This window comes from Chitinophaga arvensicola, assembly GCF_900110835.1.
GTDB classification, from domain to species: domain Bacteria; phylum Bacteroidota; class Bacteroidia; order Chitinophagales; family Chitinophagaceae; genus Chitinophaga; species Chitinophaga arvensicola.
This window is the reverse complement of the sequence record NZ_FOJG01000001.1, coordinates 3024187-3040681: the sequence shown is the minus strand read 5'-3', so window position 1 is coordinate 3040681 and position 16495 is coordinate 3024187. Positions and strand designations below refer to the sequence as shown.

At 45.6% G+C, this 16495-nt stretch carries 10 protein-coding genes; all 10 read right to left on the bottom strand.

The annotated features are described in order from the left end of the window. Positions 1-19 precede the first annotated feature (19 nt). Complete coding sequence (locus tag BMW79_RS12620) at positions 20-3589, bottom strand: SusC/RagA family TonB-linked outer membrane protein (RefSeq protein ID WP_177192145.1); 3570 nt, start codon at positions 3587-3589, stop codon at positions 20-22. A gap of 209 nt (positions 3590-3798) precedes the next feature. After that, entirely contained in the window at positions 3799-4965 is a 1167-nt protein-coding gene (locus tag BMW79_RS12615; protein ID WP_089895208.1) for a FecR family protein, read from the bottom strand. Between the two features lie 63 nt (positions 4966-5028). Then, entirely contained in the window at positions 5029-5631 is a 603-nt protein-coding gene (locus BMW79_RS12610) for an RNA polymerase sigma factor (RefSeq protein ID WP_089895206.1), read from the bottom strand. A 267-nt stretch (positions 5632-5898) separates the two neighbouring features. Then, complete coding sequence (locus BMW79_RS12605) at positions 5899-6927, bottom strand: hypothetical protein (protein ID WP_089895204.1); 1029 nt, start codon at positions 6925-6927, stop codon at positions 5899-5901. Positions 6928-7122: 195 nt separating this feature from the next. Next, the gene (locus tag BMW79_RS12600) at positions 7123-8322 is read right to left on the bottom strand and encodes a TlpA disulfide reductase family protein (protein ID WP_089895202.1); all 1200 of its coding nucleotides are present in this window, start codon (positions 8320-8322) and stop codon (positions 7123-7125) included. Positions 8323-8361: 39 nt separating this feature from the next. Further along, positions 8362-9870 carry a RagB/SusD family nutrient uptake outer membrane protein gene (locus tag BMW79_RS12595; protein WP_089895200.1) on the bottom strand — a complete coding sequence of 503 codons (1509 nt, stop codon included), beginning with the start codon at positions 9868-9870 and terminating at the stop codon, positions 8362-8364. Positions 9871-9887: 17 nt separating this feature from the next. Further along, entirely contained in the window at positions 9888-13343 is a 3456-nt protein-coding gene (locus BMW79_RS12590) for a SusC/RagA family TonB-linked outer membrane protein (RefSeq protein WP_177192144.1), read from the bottom strand. A gap of 166 nt (positions 13344-13509) precedes the next feature. After that, entirely contained in the window at positions 13510-14649 is a 1140-nt protein-coding gene (locus BMW79_RS12585) for a FecR family protein (protein ID WP_089895196.1), read from the bottom strand. A 44-nt stretch (positions 14650-14693) separates the two neighbouring features. Continuing rightward, the gene (locus BMW79_RS12580) at positions 14694-15251 is read right to left on the bottom strand and encodes an RNA polymerase sigma-70 factor (RefSeq protein WP_089895194.1); all 558 of its coding nucleotides are present in this window, start codon (positions 15249-15251) and stop codon (positions 14694-14696) included. A gap of 72 nt (positions 15252-15323) precedes the next feature. Further along, on the bottom strand, positions 15324-16487 hold the full coding sequence (locus BMW79_RS12575) for a chromate transporter (RefSeq protein WP_089895191.1): 1164 nt from the start codon (positions 16485-16487) through the stop codon (positions 15324-15326). Positions 16488-16495 lie beyond the last annotated feature (8 nt).

Below are 16495 nucleotides of genomic sequence, written 5' to 3'. Positions count from 1 at the left end.
GATTTTATTTTTACAGGACTCAAAAAGTAATATTGGTACCAAGACTAAAACTGTGCTTAAACGGAGGAAGTGTCCGGCCGCCATTTTGTATACTGGAATATTCCGGATCGGCGTGGTCGGAATTGGCTGTCCATACTAAAAAGTTAGTTGCCTGCGCATATACCCTGATGTTGCGGATCTTTATTCTTTGCAGCAAATAAGCCGGCAGATCGTATCCCAGCGTGATATCACGTATTTTGGCATAGTCCGCGCTAACTACATTAAGGTCACCATAAACATAATAGCCTACGCTTCTTCTGCTGGAACTGGCGGATCCTGCTACATAAGAAGGCACATTGGTTTTTTGTTCATCACCCGGTTGTTTCCATCTATCTAAAAATTCGGGACTGATAGTGGGGCCGTTGAAAGCGGTCGAACTCCACATACGTCCGGTATAGAATTGATTCATTTCGCGACGCATCACGTTGCCCAGGCTATAGATCATGTTCACGGACAACGATATTCCCCTATAGGAAAAAGTGTTCGACAAACCACCATTAAAGGTAGGACGCATAGTACCCATATACGCTACATCATCAGGAGTAGCAGCATCGAGTGCTTTGCTTACCGCATGATCTTTTATATAAATCTGCGGATCACCCATATTATCCAGTCCGGCATAGCGATACGCGAAGAGAGGCCCCAGTGAATAGCCCACCTGGTAGGAAGATGTAATTTTTGAATTGGCGTTAAAAAACTGCGGATTGACGTCTACATACGACAGCAATTTATTTTTGTTATAACTAAAGGCGATGTTGGTAGACCAGGAAAAGTCACGCAATTTTATGTTTACTGTCTTTAAAGCCAGTTCAATTCCCTTATTACTTAACTCTCCTATGTTGCCTGTTTGAGAAGCGAAACCGGAAAAGGGATTCAGCGTTACATTTCCTATCAGGCCGGTAGTCATCTTGTTATAAACATCTAAGCTACCGGAGATCCGGTCTTTTAACAACGAGAAGTCGAGTCCGAGATTAGTGGTATGAGTAATTTCCCAACTCAGCGTAGTATTAGCGGGCTGACTGATTGAAAGCGCATTACCGGCAACCGCCCCGATTTGCTGATTGGCATCTACTACCCGGAGAATGTCGAAAAGCGAAGCTGCCCCCACATAAGGAGAATTTCCGGTAATACCATATGTAGCGCGCAGGGCCAGCATATTCTGCCAGTTATTGGTGCGTTTCATGAATGACTCTTTGCCTATCTGCCATTTACCACCTACACTCCAGATAGGTTTGTTCTGTGTAGATTCGTCATGCCCGAAAAGATTGCTGTGATCCTGGCGCCAACTCAAATCCAGGCTGTATTTCTGCTGGTAGGAATAACTGGCCAGTGCGAAATATGAAGTGAAACGGCTCTGATTCTGGATATAGACGTACGGTTGTGTAGTTAAGCTTCCAAAGCCAAGGATCGTTCCGGGAACACCTTTGCGTAAGGTGGCATAATCGATAGCAGGATAACTATTGAGTGCCGCATCATAGCCGGGTATTGTTGTGGTGGCCCGACTGCCAAAAGATTCCTGAGCATCCTGCCCTACCTGGATATTTAAAGCATCCTTTCCATTCCGGGGATTGGCCGCATACACCAGTTGATTCCGTACTGTCCAGTTGCGTTGGTCATTGGATGAATTTGTATACAAGCCTCCTGTTGTGGGATAATAATACACAGGTGTGGAGCCGATAGTTGGCGCTACAGTAAGGCTCAGCAAGGTATTACGTTGTTCTCTTGTCTTGCTGTCCTGGTAAGAAGTAACGTTGCCGGGTTCTCTCATAAAACCGTAAGTACCCTGGAAACTCAATCCTTTCCATATATTGACACCTACATTAGCGGTTACATTAAAAGCAAGTGTATTGCTTTGGGTATACTTGTAATTAACCTCATCAAGTGGAATATAATCGAGATTGGTGGCGCTTCTGGCTTGATAATTCTGCCTGAGGGAATCCGAAAATCCCAGCAGGTAGGACATCGGCAGGTTTTCACCTGACGGACCTTTAAAAAGCTGGTAAGGCAAAAAAGTATTGGTAACACCGGGATAGTTCTTACCACTAGTGATCACATTCGTCATTTGCGTATTAAGGGTTACCTGGATCCTTTTATTAGGATGGAGGTTTTGCGTAACATTGATCCGGTAGGAATTATTTTTCTGTCCCGGCGTATTACTTGCTACACTTGTATAACCCAGAGAAGCATAAAATGAATAGATATTGTTACCACCCGAAGCTGAAATGGTATGGTTGGTTGTCATGGCATTTCTATAGAGCAGATCGCTGATCTGTCCACTGTTGTCTATTGCAGCCAGGCTATCAAGACTTTTATTGGCTTGTGCGGCTGTAATCAGGCCCCGGTACTGATTATAAAGGATAACATCGTGAGGGGCTACCGACTGCCTGGAGAGGGTGGCCCATGGATAAGTTTTAGGATCAAATGTTTCTTTGGCGGCCTGGATATATTGTGCACTGTTAAGCCGCTTTAAGTAGTCAAAATCTGGCTTTCCCTGAAAATTGACAAATCCGCTGTAACCGATCGTAAGGCGTTGATTTTTTGCGCCCTGTCTGGTAGTTACCACAACAACGCCATTGGCAGCCCTTGCACCCCAGATAGCTGCTGCAGCAGCATCTTTCAAAACGGTGATATCAGTAACATCATCCAGGTTAACCGTAGCGAAATCATTGGTAACGACGCCGTTTACCACATAAAGCGGCTCCGTTCCCAACTGAATAGAGCTGGCACCACGAATAACGACCGATTGGGTAGCAATCCCATTTCCATTTGAATTTGTTACCTGTCCTCTATTGACGGTTAAACCGGGAACAAGTCCTTCCAACCGGGCCATCACATCCATTGATCCTGTCCGTTGCGAAAACACCTCCATGTTGGGTTGGCCAAAGGAACCGGTAGCTCTTTCTTTTTTGAGGATCTGATAACCGGTGTTGATGTTACGGACTACTACACTGTCAAGCTGTAATACTTTGGTGGTTAATGTAACGGCGGCGTAGCCATTTTGTGGCACACGTATCTCCTTTGCCTGATAATTAAATCCTATAAAAACCAATACCGATTTTGAGCTGATATTTCTGATGTTGAAATATCCCTGATCGTCTGTTACTGCTGCTGCCTTTCCCAGTTTGACAGAGACCAGGATGCCGCCAACGAACTCCCCTTTATCATTACTTACACGTCCCTGAACATTTACAAGTGTGTCTGATAAATAGTTGGTTCCCGGTGATAATTCCGGCTGCCTGTCGTTAGCCCTGGCATCGGGTAAAAGTGTTACATTAATTGTTTTGCTTTCGATGAAGTAAGTCAGCGGCTGCCCCTTGAAAAGTACCTCGAGGAAGGTGTTAAGCGGCATATTGCTGACGTGAACTTCAACCGGCTTCGCTTTACTAAGCACAATTTCAGGATAAAGAAAAATAAAGCCTGTCTGCTGCTTTACTTCTTTAAATACTGTTTCCAATGGCAGATTTTTGCCTGATAGGGACACATTCTGTGAGAGTGCGGTGGCAGAAACATTCAGAAAACCAACGGTGAGTAAAAGCATTGTTAGCTTCATTACTAACAAGTTTTGGATGACACGGCTATTGCTCCCATGAGCCTGACAGCCGCAATAAGGACTTTTTTGCATACATTTGCAATGTTTGGTTGATGTAATAAACAGTCAGCGACGACTTTTTTGCGTTACCCGAATTTCCAGCCGGCGGTGTTCTAGCACTTCCGGCTTTTTTTGATACGAGGTACGTTTAATCCGTGATCTATATTTTTCTAATTTTCTTTTATATAAAGCGTTCTTCCATCCAGCCTGGTTTGCAATCCATAACTATTGAAAAACCTGATAAGGCCTGATAATTTAACTCCCCGGTCCATTCCACCGCTTAATTTTACTTTAGTGACCTGACCTTCAAATTGGATCTTGATATCATACCATCTTTCAATTTGCCGGATGACCTCATTCATGCCTACACTTTCAAAATTAAAATATCCATTCTTCCATGCGATATCCTGCGTAGTATCAATTCCTTTTTTTACATCAATGGATTTATTGTCAGATACAATGGCTTGCTGCCCGGGTTGTAACGTAACATTTTGGTCAAAAGGACCGCTGTTACCAATCATCACCTTTACAGACCCGCTTATGAGCGTCGTCTTTTGCACTCTTTCATCTTCATAGGCACTTATATTAAAACTTGTTCCCAACACTTGTATGGTGCTGCTTCCTGTCTTTACAATAAAGGGAGACGCCGCATTTTTCGCTACTTCCAGATACGCTTCTCCTGTTACCTGCACCTCTCTCTTACCGGCATCGAACTTTGTAGGAAACCTGATAGATGATGCCGCGTTTAACCACACTTTTGTTCCATCCGGAAGAACCGCCTGATACTGGCCACCACGTGGCGTAACCAGCTGCAACACCTGACCGGCATCCGCAATACGTTCCCCATCATTGTAAGTAACAGCTGTTCCAACTGCTATTCCTTTTTTATTGTTTGAGAGCGTGATGGGTTGATTACTTCCCACAGTTAATACTGCCCGGTTGGTGCCTGGCACTATGTTTATTTCCGCTTTTGCTATATCATCAGGCGTTGTATGCTTTCTACCGGCTATCCAAAAGAAAGCGCCAGTACCCAATAGCAGTGCCACTGCGGCAGCCCAGCCCCACCTGCGCAGAAAATGAATCGGAGCATTGGTTTCTGTATTGATATCGCTCTTGAAAACCTTATCAACCTGCATGGCCCTTTGGGCCAGATGGCTAAAGCGGTCAGCATTTACCAAAGACGCCTCTACTTTCATCAGCTGGCCAACTATTTCATCTGTCAGTATCCCGTCGTATCTGTCGTCCTGAAGGTAATGCTCCAGCTCCTCCATTTCCACGGCAGTGATAGTTTTGTCAGTAAACTGCGTTAATAAATAAGCTATTCTGATAGTGTCCATAAGTGCGTATATAATATAGACACCTGGGAGAATGGTTTTCTACCCATCGGTAGAAAAAAAATTTTATTTCTTAAAAAGCAATAGCAGGATGGGGATAAAGATTCCTTTCTCCAAGAGTCTTTGCTGAATGATCTTAAGGGCTAATGAGAGGGTTTTCTGTACATAATTGGAAGAAACATTCAGCTCTTCCGCAATTTGCGGCACTTTAAGTCCTTGCTCCCGGCTTAATCTGTAAATTATTTTTTGACGGGGGGAAAGTCCATCGACAATTTTTCCGATAATGCGTTGCGTTTCCCGAAAGGAAAGATCTAATTCTGTCTGACTGGAACCGGAGCCGTTAAGATCTTCCTGGAGTGCCTGAAATTTGTCTTTAGCTTTCAACTGAACATTCTGCCGGCGAAGATATCGCAAGGCTTCATTAGCGAGGATCCGGAATAACCAGGCATGAGGGTGAAGGATTTCGGTTAATTTATGCCGGCTAAGCCAGAATTTAATAAGCGTGTCCTGCAACACTTCCTCTACAGCCACATCCGACCCCAACAGTTTATATAAATATGGCAAAAATCGTGGAAACAAGGTTCGATAGAGCGTCTCGAACGCTTCTTCATTACTGTCGGCGATAAGGAGAAATAGCTGTTTCTCATTATGTAGATCCTTGCTTTCCAATTATTTACAATAATAATTTAGATAAAATAATTTTTACATTTGGTTGTTCCCGGGAGTGTTTATCGGATATAAAGGACACATAACAAATAAAACCACCTGTAGCAGGTGGATTGAAACAAATGTAAAGGAATTATTTCAGCCATTGAGCAATTCCCGGCTATAATTTATCAGACAAAGTTGTAAATAATTTTCAATACCATACGCGCGTGGGCCGCCCTGAGAAATGCGTAAAGCGCCCTGCTACAGTACAGGGCGCTTTGCATTTATCTACTGTTTAGCTTCCAGCTGTTCCAGCCGCTTTTTCAACTGCATATTTTCCTTTTTAAGTTCAATCATATAAAGGGTCAGTTCCTCGATTTTCCGGATCGTTATTTCACTTATGTTTCCTATATCTACTCCCCCATTTTTCTCTATTTCTCCGGCAGATGGAACATCGGGCAGATGCTTATGCTGATCAATGAAGCGGGCCACTTCCAGTAAATCCGGCAGGTGATAATTTGTGTTAAATACATAGTCCGGCCATTCGGTAGCAGTAATTTTTATACGACGGGCTTTAATATCTCCATTCACCGCTAATTTAACGGAAGGGGTAGCAGTGCCAATGCCTACATTTCCATTGGACAGAATACGCATCTTTTCTACGCCGGAAGTTCCCAGCACGATATTCTGATTCAGATCCGGTTGATTATTGGAATACCCTGACAAGTCAATAAAAGATTTTGTGCCGGCTGCTGTTCCACCGCCAGCACTAAGCCGGAGAAAACCGTTATCACCTTCGTACCATGCCGGACTGGTACCTCTTATTTCACCTGTAATGGTACCGGCAGATATGGGAGGTCTGGGATCTGTTGTTGTTACCGGAGAATACATGGTAAACCCACCATTCACAGAGAACCGGGTAGGTGTACTGAGGGTGCCGATTCCGATATTACCATCCGGTTTAAACACCATCCAGGGCGTGTCATAAATTACCTCTTTTGCGGTATTCCCTCCGATATAGGCATAACTCATGGTACCGTTAAAAGCATATACGCCAAAGGCAGCCAATTTTCCGGTGTTATTATAGGAAATACCAAATTCCCTGGCCCAGGTGCCTATATTTCCGACCATATCCACTGCTATACCATAGGGATACGGGGCCGAATTAGTGACCCTGACGTTTCCTTTGTATACATGGAGCAGCGCTTCCGGTGTTTTGGTACCTATGCCTACTTTCCCGGAATCGAGAGGGATATAGTTCTGTGCTTGCAGCAGCCCTCCGAACAGGAGCAGGCCAAGGGATAAACTGTACTTCATAATTTGACGATTGAGTATTTGCTTGACGGGTTATGATAGATAATTGTATAGGGATTGAATAATGCTACGATGCAAATATAGGAACTCAAGCGGCTAAAGGCAAGGTAATAGTACCATTAAATAATAGAGGCTATAGTATAAAAAGGCTGGCCCTGCAGACAGAACCAGCCTTTTTAATATCAGTCTCCATTTATGCTAAGGATGCGTGGTAAATCGATCCCCGAACTGCCCGATCAATATCTTTTCCATCCAGGCGCCTCTGAAATTACGTGTCACCACCTTTCCTTCCGGATCGTACAATATACTTACCGGCACACCACTGAAACCGTATGCTTTTACAATACTGCTATTGTAACCAAGTAAATCCGATAACTGCAACCAGGATGTTGTGCCATCCTTATCCATCGCCTCTTTCCAGGCTTCTTTCTTATCGTCCAATGAGATGGCGACTATCTCCAGGCCAGCCGGGTGATACAGTTCATAGCACTCTTTCAGGTGAGGAAAACTCTTTCTGCATACCCCGCACCACGAGGCCCAGAATTCCAGCAATACGTATTTCCCTTTACCCAGGTGATCTTTCAGGTGATACGATTTCCCATTAACATCCTGTAATACAAAGTCTTTGAAAGATGCGCCTACAGCTGAAAAGCGGGCAGTAACCGCACCTTTTAACAGCTGCTGTTTTAAAGGACCATCTGCGGCAGCGGTGAGGTGTTGCATCATCTTATCGACATCTGCTATACGGATATCCACGATACTGATTGTCTGGGAACCCACATAACAACTAACTTCCGAAAGAGGTGCTTTCAGGATAAAATCCAGTCCCACTTTTATTTTCTCAGCCATCAGGGAATCCAGGATACTGCTGATACGGATCCTGTCTTTTACAGGTGTTCCCGGCTCGGGTACATAAAGATCAAATGTTCTCAGGGTATTGATCTGCTGGTCCAGCGGCGCTTTTTTAACGACATAGGTGAGATAAAGATCGTGGCTGGCGGAACCTGTCACTTTTATTTTTGCAGCAGTACCCATCCGGTTGGCCATGGCCGATTGATCCAGCAGATCTTCCACCGCACCGCTGATAGCTATCGTTCCGTTTTCTGCAAAAAAGCAGGTTCCTTTTCCTTCCTGTCCTTTGACGGTGATCAACAAAGACAATAACCTGGGGGAAGACAAAGTCCCTTTTAACTCAAACGCTCCTTCTTTTACATGAGTGCTTCCCAATACTTCATTACCTGTTGCAAAATCGGCATAGCTCAATTTTACACTGGCACCATCCGGCACACCGGTGATGTGGCCTTTAATAACATAGCCACGGTCCATCGACTTCACTGCGGTAGTCAGGCCCACCAGCAATAAAAAGAATGAAAAGAACAAAAATCGGTTTCGTATCATCTTGAATTATTTAACTGTAGTAAGTCATTTTTCAGCGGATCAATATATCCGCTGCTCCAATGGAACATTCCATTGCGGATTGAATTTCAAAATATTGTTAGAGATAGGAAATTGAAAAAAATGAGAGTCGATATCTGCATTATAAACTTGTTGCCCCACCACATGCGTGATCTTATTTTTGCTCCATGGTTTGCCGGCATCCAATACATATCTTTTAAGATCGAGGAAGCGTTTGATATGTCCCAGCGGCAATTCCCTGCGTCGCTCCTGCAATACAAGATTGATTACCTCTTCCTGTGAACCCGGCATCTGCCAGTCAGGCGTACCGGTTACATAACGGTATTTACGCAACAGGTTGAGGTCATTCATCGCTTCCTGTAACCGGTTAGTTCTGGCATATCCTTCCGCCCTCATGAGCAGCAGTTCAGGATAAGTAAACCCGGAGGTAAGCATTGTTTTCTGACCACGGTAATACTGTGTTCTGATACCATCATCATAATTTGTTCCCTGGTAAGTAGTCTGGTACCCGGGTGCATCTATCAGAAAAAACTTTGCACGCAGGTCTGTTTTCCTGTCGAACAGGGCAAGGAAATCGGCGGAAGGATAGGCAGATTGATCATAACCAATAAACCGGTCGCTGGAACGAAACAACAGGATCTCTTTACTGGCAGGCACAGAGAGCTTACCATCGGGACTTTTCACCATATCGTTTTGCGGCGGCCGGCTGGGATTGGCAAAGTATAGGGTATTGTAATCATAGAGTACCTGGTCTACCCCTTTGGCGGAGGCCAGTATCCAGGCCTGGTTGGCATAATAGGCCACACTGTCGAACTGCCGGGTAAAAAGGTGGTAATAGGCCAGCATAGCCAGGGTAGCGGTTTTATTCGGCCTTGAAGGATAGCTGGTCACTTCCGGACTGCCGGGTAATGCGGTATGCAGGTCGCTGAGTACTTTTGCAAACACTTCTTCCTGGGAAGACAAATTTACCATGGGCGTTTGAATATCGCTGCTCACCACATAGGGTATTATTTTTTTACTGTTATCTCCCCCGGGATGATATACCGGGCCATATACAAGCGCTGTATTGAAATAAATCCAGGCCCTGCCTGTGTATGCCTGTGCCAGCACCTCATTGGCTTCTGCTGCATTAGCTGCCTGGGGCAACGCCTTTATTCCGTCAATTACATTGTTGAAGTATTTCACAGACCTGTAGGTACCCCATTCCCAGAAATAATCTGTCAGGTTAGGGTTCAGGTAAGGCTCCCTGAAAATATATCCATAATATGGACCAGGGGATTGCGCACCAGACAGGAACTGTGTTTGGGCAATGGCCTCAGAAATGGTCAGGTTATCCGTTAGGAAAGCGATCATCGATGCGCTATTGTTATCCAGGAAAGGATTTCTGACAATGTCTTCATTATCCAGCAAATGATTAAAATCTGCGATGCTGGTAGGAATCAATTTGCCCTTTGGTTTCACATCCAAATATTTCTGGCAGGACGAGAGCAATAATAGGATCGTACATGCCAGTACGTTATATCTAAGCATAATGGTAACTGTTAGGTTTAGAAATCTGCTTTCAGTCCTACATAATAAGTAGCAGGTACCTTGAATGTTCCCGCTTCGGGATCAAAGCGTTCCTTATTGGCTGTGATCATCGCTATATTCCTGGCCTGGAAATACAGGCCTGCATTGGAAAGCCCTGTCTTCCTGATATATTTCCTGTCGATATTGTAAGAAAATGATACATCGCGGAGTTTTACGAATGATGCGTTCCGGATAAAGAAATCTGAATCAGAGAAATAATCGGGATCGTTATTGGTGCTGCCCAGTTTAGGATAAGGACTGGTCAACTCATCTCCCGGCTTGCGCCAACGCAGCCTTACATCCTGTTGCTGATAGTTATTTCCGTAAAAACCAGGCACCCGCATTACGTTGCCCGTTTTCGCAACAAGCAGGAAAGAAAGTCCGAATTGCCTGTAGTTAAAGGAATTGGTGAGTCCGAAAGCGAAAGGTGCTCTTGTAGTTCCACTATAGGCGAGGTCGGCTATACTTACACTGCTGCCGGCAACTTTTGCATCTTTCTGGGTATAGAACTGCGGACTACCGGCATTGCTGATACCAGCAAAACGGTTACTAAACAATGCGTCGGCAGGATACCCTTCGCGGTTAACCGGATCTCCGGTCAGCAAAGTCGGAAACGTGTAATTGAAATTGTAATCAATAATTTTTCCCTTATTGTAACTGAATGTACCGAGGATACTCCAGGTAAAGCCTTCCGACCGGATGGCATTGGCCTGCAACGATACTTCCACCCCTGTGTTATTGATACTTCCAACGTTTCGTCTGATACTGGAATACCCTGTAGTGGGATCGATGGCATCACTGGCCAGTAACAGATCACTTTTCCTGAGATAATAATCAACCGTCAGGTTCAAACGGGATTTCAGCAGGGATACATCTGCGCCCAGATTAGTAGTGGTGGTTTTTTCCCAACGCAGGGAGTTGTTTGGAGGAGAAGTAATCCGGTAAGGGATCGCGCCTGTCAGGTTGGAAAAAGCGCTTCCTGGCGCAATAATCAGGAAAGGCCCGGAATTAAGATCTATATTCCCATTAATACCATACGATCCCCTCACGTATAATTTGTCAATAAAGGCAGCTTTAAAATAGCTTTCATTCGATATTTTATAAGTACCTCCAATAGACCATATCGGTTTGTAACGGAAGTCGGGATTGGTGCCAAAGAAATTGGTCAGATCCAGACGCGCACTTCCTGATAACAGGTAACGCTTGTCGAACTCGTAGGAAGCATTACCATACCAGGAAACAAACCGGTTATCGCCATAGGTAATAGATCCGATATTGGCGTTAGTCAGACTGGGATTGAGCATATCGGGAATGTACAGTCCCCCGTTGTAATCGGCATAGTTAAAGATGGCAAAGGTGCCACTCTGGTCGTTATACCCGAAACGTGTAGGATAAGTATTGTTGTCGACCGTCAGCCTGTTTACTTCTGCTCCTCCTATCGCCAGGATACTGTGTCGCTGGTATGTTTTATCAAAGTTGAGCTGCCCACGCAAGGTATAGGACTGGTTGATATTCCTGGATTCATTCAGCATACTGCCATCCGGGAAATAGTGTTTGGACGGATTGGAAACAGAAGTCTGATCGTTGTAATTCACTCTCATATTAAAAGCATCTGCGCCTGATATTTCCCGGATCAATATATTTCCGCGTGTCCAGGAGCCGCCGCCATCGATGCTGATGCCATCCGCCAGCCGGATGTTCAGATTACCGGAAAGCCGCAATTGCAAATTGCGTTGCTGGCTTTCGGACAAAGCGAGGTCCTGCAGCGGGTTGTAGGTCATCAGTTTCAGCCCTGAAATTTTCGCATAGTCGCGGATTTTCATCGGATTTTCTGCAAAAATATCCTGGTAGCGACCTGTTGCAGGATTTACTACCAGGTCGTAAGGATGCAGCAAGGAAGTGGTACTATACTGAATCAGTTCTGATACAGGCGTAAGCGGCGCCTGCACCGTATTGTAATTGATATTGGATAATACACGAAGCGTTACGCCCTTTGCAGGTTTCCATTGATTACTGAAATCGAGTATAACCCGGCTGTCTTTCGTATACAAAGCGTTTCCACGATCTCCGATATATCTTGCAGACATAGAAGTGAGCACCTTTTCGCTACCACCGGAAACAGAAAGGTTGTATTGTTGTGTAAACTGGTTGCGGAAAAGATAATGCTGTAGCTGCGCCTGTCCGCCGTTTTCCTTTAGCTGGGCCAGTTGCTGATCTGCTTCGGCCGGATTGATAAAACCCTGATCTTTCGCGAGCATGAGGTAAGTACCCAATGGCAGGCGGCCATAGCGGTTGTAAGTGTTCAGGGCTGTTGTTTTATTGCGGTTATAAAGCTCGGCTTCCACATCCAGGTAGTCTGAGGCCCCGGTCAGGCGCAGGTAGGACAGATCCGGACGTTGCTGCCACCCCAGCGAAGTATTAAACTGTACATGCAGCAAACCACTTTTCGCCTGTTTGGTGGTTACCACGATCACACCATTGGAAGAACGGGCGCCGTAAATGGAGGCAGCTACCGCATCTTTGAGTACGGTAATACTTTCAATATTATCAATGTTGATACTTTCCAATCCACCGGTAACAGGAAAACCATCCACTACGATAAGCGGCGCTCTTTCTGCCAGGAAAGTAGATACACCACGGATCTCAATCGCCCCGGCGGGAGAAATAGTCAATCCGGCGACCTGTCCTTCCATGATGGCGGCCACGTTGGGATTCAGCTTATTGTCCAGCTGTCGCCCTGAAATAAAGGAATAGGCGCCTGTGGCCCTTTCGCCGGAGATCTTCACGTAACCGGTATTAAATACTTTCACTTCACCCAGCGTAGCCGTTTGTTTAGATAGCATGATATTACCCATATCCTCCCGGACCTTTAATTCCCGGGTAGCATATCCGACAAATGAAACAACCAGTACCGCCTGTTCATCTACCTCCGGGATCAGGAACTGCCCCTGCTGATCTGTGGTGGCCATGCCGCTGGTTCCCTTTACTTTAACAGAGGCGCCTGGCAATGGCAATTGTTCATCTGAAAGCACCATGCCTTTTACCGGTATGGTAGCTGCTTCCGGCGTGACTTCCTTTCCTTCTTTCGGCCCTATGGCCACTGTTTTGTTGTTGACGGTAAAGCTCAATGGCTGATCACGGAAGATCATCTTCAATACTTCCAGCACCTCTTTGTCCTTCACCTTTATAGATACCGGTTTTGCCTTTTGCAGCAATGATTCGGTGATCACAAAATTATACCCGCTTTGCGAACGGATATCTTTCAATACAACGGCAAGGGAAGCGTTGGTGCTGTTCAGGATGATCTTTTGTGCAGAAACGATCCCTGTACCTGCCAGTATAAATACCAGGCTCAGGATATATCGTTTTACGACAGGCAAAAAGCACCCGGTACGCCTCTGCTGAGAGGGTACATCGACATGATTCTGATGCATTTTTTCTTGGTCTGTTTTTAATGCAAGATACCTGCTAAGCAATTCTGCAGGCATTGCAGATTAATGGTTGATATTTGATATTCAACAATTGATTCCCGGGAAGTGTGCACTTCATCCCGGTGGTCTGGCATGCTGCTGTTTATGATAAAAACGTGAGAACAAAGCATTACTTCGTCACAACAATCCTTCTTCCTTCCATTTTAAAATGAGCGCCTCCGGTGGTTTCAAGCACCTTGAGTACCTGCGATACGCTATCCAGCCGGGATACACCACCAATAAACTTATCCCGGGGTTTCTCACCGGCATAAACGACTTCTACGTCGTACCATCGTTCAATCATTTTCATGATATCTTCTATCTGTTCTCCATCAAACACCAGTTGATTATTTTTCCAGGCAGCAGCCTGTGTTACATCTGTTTCCTTTACACTGACAATACCACTTGCTGTTACTATTGCCTGCTGCCCTGGTTTCAGCACACGGCTATCGGCCTGGTGAGATATTTTCACGGCGCCGTCTAGCAAGGTTGTCCGGGCACTTTGTTCATTTTTATAACTGCTGATATTAAAGCGGGTACCCAGTACCTCCAACTTGTGCGTAGCCGTTTGTACCACAAAAGGACGGCCCGGGTGTGGCGCCACCTCGAAATAGGCTTCTCCTTCCAGTGATATTTCCTGTATGCCCCCTTCTCTTGCAGAAGGATCATATTTCAGTGTGGTAGCCGCATTGAGCCAGATATTGGTACCGTCGGGCAACTGTAGCCGGTAGGATTCTCTCCTGGCTGTAGAAAGAACATTTATTCCTTTAGCGGTTTCTCCTGCAGCTGTATTATAGCTATAAACCAGTTCCCCATCCTTTCCTTTTTTGATCACTACTCCGGCAGACCGGTTTATTTCTCCATCGGGCTGGTCAGACAAATGAATGCTTTTCCCATTGGGTAATGTCAGCGTAGCCCCGGTACGGCCAGGAGCGATATCTGCTACGGGTTGAGGTACCGGTGCAGGCGGTGGTTTCATCCACCAGGATACCGCGATGCCCAGCAGCAGCACTGCCGCGGCCGCAGTCACATATTTCCAGGTATTTTTATACCGGTTACTTTCTATCTGCATCGTTGCGCGGATCAACTTCCACTCTCCGTCTGTATCGTACGAACGGACATCCTGCAGCAATGCTGCTGATTCGGACCTGATTGCCCGTAATTCACCGAGCAACTGCGTTTCTTCTACAGACAACGTACCCTGCACGGCCTCTTTTTCTTCGAGGGCGTCCAGCAACTTATGCCAGTCGATATCATTGTGCTGATCCATACTTATATCATTGACGCATTACCTGCGTAAAAGGGTGACAGGTTTCAAAAAAAAATTAAAAAAAGTATCCAGAGCAACACCAGAAGTGAAATTATTTTTCCCCTTAACGCAGTATAGGCCCGGCGTAGCTGGGTTTTCACGGTATTAACGGAAATATTCAGTTGAAGGGCAATTTCCCTGTAAGTCAGCCCTTCCTGTACATGCAGTTCAAAAACACGGCGTCGTTCGGGCGGAAGCTGGTTGAATAACTGCAACAACCGGTTCAGGCGTTTATCTTCTGCCGGCATCTCGTCGGATGGCTGCAAAGTATAAACGTCTGTTTCCAGTCCGGCATGGCGCTTCTGTGACACCTCCTGCCGCCTTAAATAATCGATACAACTATTATTCACCGCACGGTAAGCATAAGCCTCAAAAGAAGCCACATGGAGATGATGCCTGTTTTCCCAGTACTTAATAAAGAAATCCTGTACAAGATCCTTTGCTACAACATCATCTTTGATGATCCTGGCGGCAATCACACACAGAAACTGATGGTTATGGCGAAACAGCCTTTCAAACTCTCCGGCAGAAAGAACATGACTATGATCGCTGTTAGGACTCATTGATAAAATCGTTTAATACCTCCCGTTTAGCGTAACGGGAGGTATAGCTCTGCCTCAAACATACTAATTTCTCTATAAACACTTCACTAAAAGCCCGATACCTGCCGCCGCCAATATGATAAGTGATTCCGGCAGTTTCTTAAATCGCAGCAGCACGATCACTGTAATGACTGCCAGCACAATCGTGTAAACATCTACCAGGGATCTTTTGCCCAATACGACCACGGCGCCGGATATAGCTCCGACAGCAGCAGCTGTAACGCCATCCACAAAAACCTTGATGCCGGGATGTTTCCCGTACTTCCTGAAGTAGGGTGCTGGTAAAACGGTAAAGATATATGAGGGAAAGAAGGTGCCCAATGCTGCCAGACATGCGCCGGCAAAACCTGCTATCAAAAATCCGATAAATGCCACTGTGATTACCACCGGTCCGGGTGTGATCATCGCTACTGCCACTGCATCCATAAACTGCTGCTCATTTAACCAGGCATGTTCCTTTACCACTCCTCCGTATAAAAATGGAACGATGGCCAGGCCGCTGCCAAACACGAGCGCGCCTGCTTTCGTAAAGTACAGCAGTAGCTGCCACAACGTACTTCCGCCTGTAATACCGGACAGGTTAACCAGTATCGGAAAGGAAAATGATTTGAGGAGATCGGCAGATGGCTGTTTCAGGCTCATTTTCTTTCGGGGTGATTTTAACCACCAGTAAAGTATTCCTGCTCCCAGAAACAATAATATATTTTCATCCTCTTTCCAGACCGTGTATGCAGCTGTAGTGAGATAAATGCCGGCCAGCCACTTATCTGTACCAATTGATTTACGGGTTAACTTATACGCACTCATGGCGATTATCCCGATAACAGCAGCACCCACACCATAAAATACAGCCTGCATAAAGGGAATGCCCTGCCACTTGGTATAAATGAATCCCAACGTAACAACAATCATAAAAGAGGGTAATACAAACGCGATACCCGCCAATGTTGCTCCCAGGATACGGTAATGTACATATCCGATATATATACCCAATTGTGCGGCCAGCGGACCGGGAGCAAGCTGGGCTAATGCCAGTCCTTCCTTATAATCGGCTTCACTGATCCAGCCCCTTTTTTCAACCAGGTCGCGGTGCATATAACCGGCCAGCGCCACCGGGCCGCCAAATCCCAATGAACCCAGTTTTAAAAAATACAGGATCAGTTCACGAAGACTATAGTTTGCGCCAGTGCTATTCATACAGGAAG

Bases quoted from the DNA above. Each gene is read 5' to 3' on its own strand.
- BMW79_RS12595 (WP_089895200.1), bottom strand. From the start codon at position 9,870: ATGCTTAGATATAACGTACTGGCATGTACGATCCTATTATTGCTCTCG.
- BMW79_RS12600 (WP_089895202.1), bottom strand. From the start codon at position 8,322: ATGATACGAAACCGATTTTTGTTCTTTTCATTCTTTTTATTGCTGGTG.
- BMW79_RS12605 (WP_089895204.1), bottom strand. From the start codon at position 6,927: ATGAAGTACAGTTTATCCCTTGGCCTGCTCCTGTTCGGAGGGCTGCTG.
- BMW79_RS12620 (WP_177192145.1), bottom strand. From the start codon at position 3,589: ATGAAGCTAACAATGCTTTTACTCACCGTTGGTTTTCTGAATGTTTCT.
- BMW79_RS12580 (WP_089895194.1), bottom strand. From the start codon at position 15,251: ATGAGTCCTAACAGCGATCATAGTCATGTTCTTTCTGCCGGAGAGTTT.
- BMW79_RS12615 (WP_089895208.1), bottom strand. From the start codon at position 4,965: ATGGACACTATCAGAATAGCTTATTTATTAACGCAGTTTACTGACAAA.
- BMW79_RS12590 (WP_177192144.1), bottom strand. From the start codon at position 13,343: ATGCATCAGAATCATGTCGATGTACCCTCTCAGCAGAGGCGTACCGGG.
- BMW79_RS12575 (WP_089895191.1), bottom strand. From the start codon at position 16,487: ATGAATAGCACTGGCGCAAACTATAGTCTTCGTGAACTGATCCTGTAT.
- BMW79_RS12585 (WP_089895196.1), bottom strand. From the start codon at position 14,649: ATGGATCAGCACAATGATATCGACTGGCATAAGTTGCTGGACGCCCTC.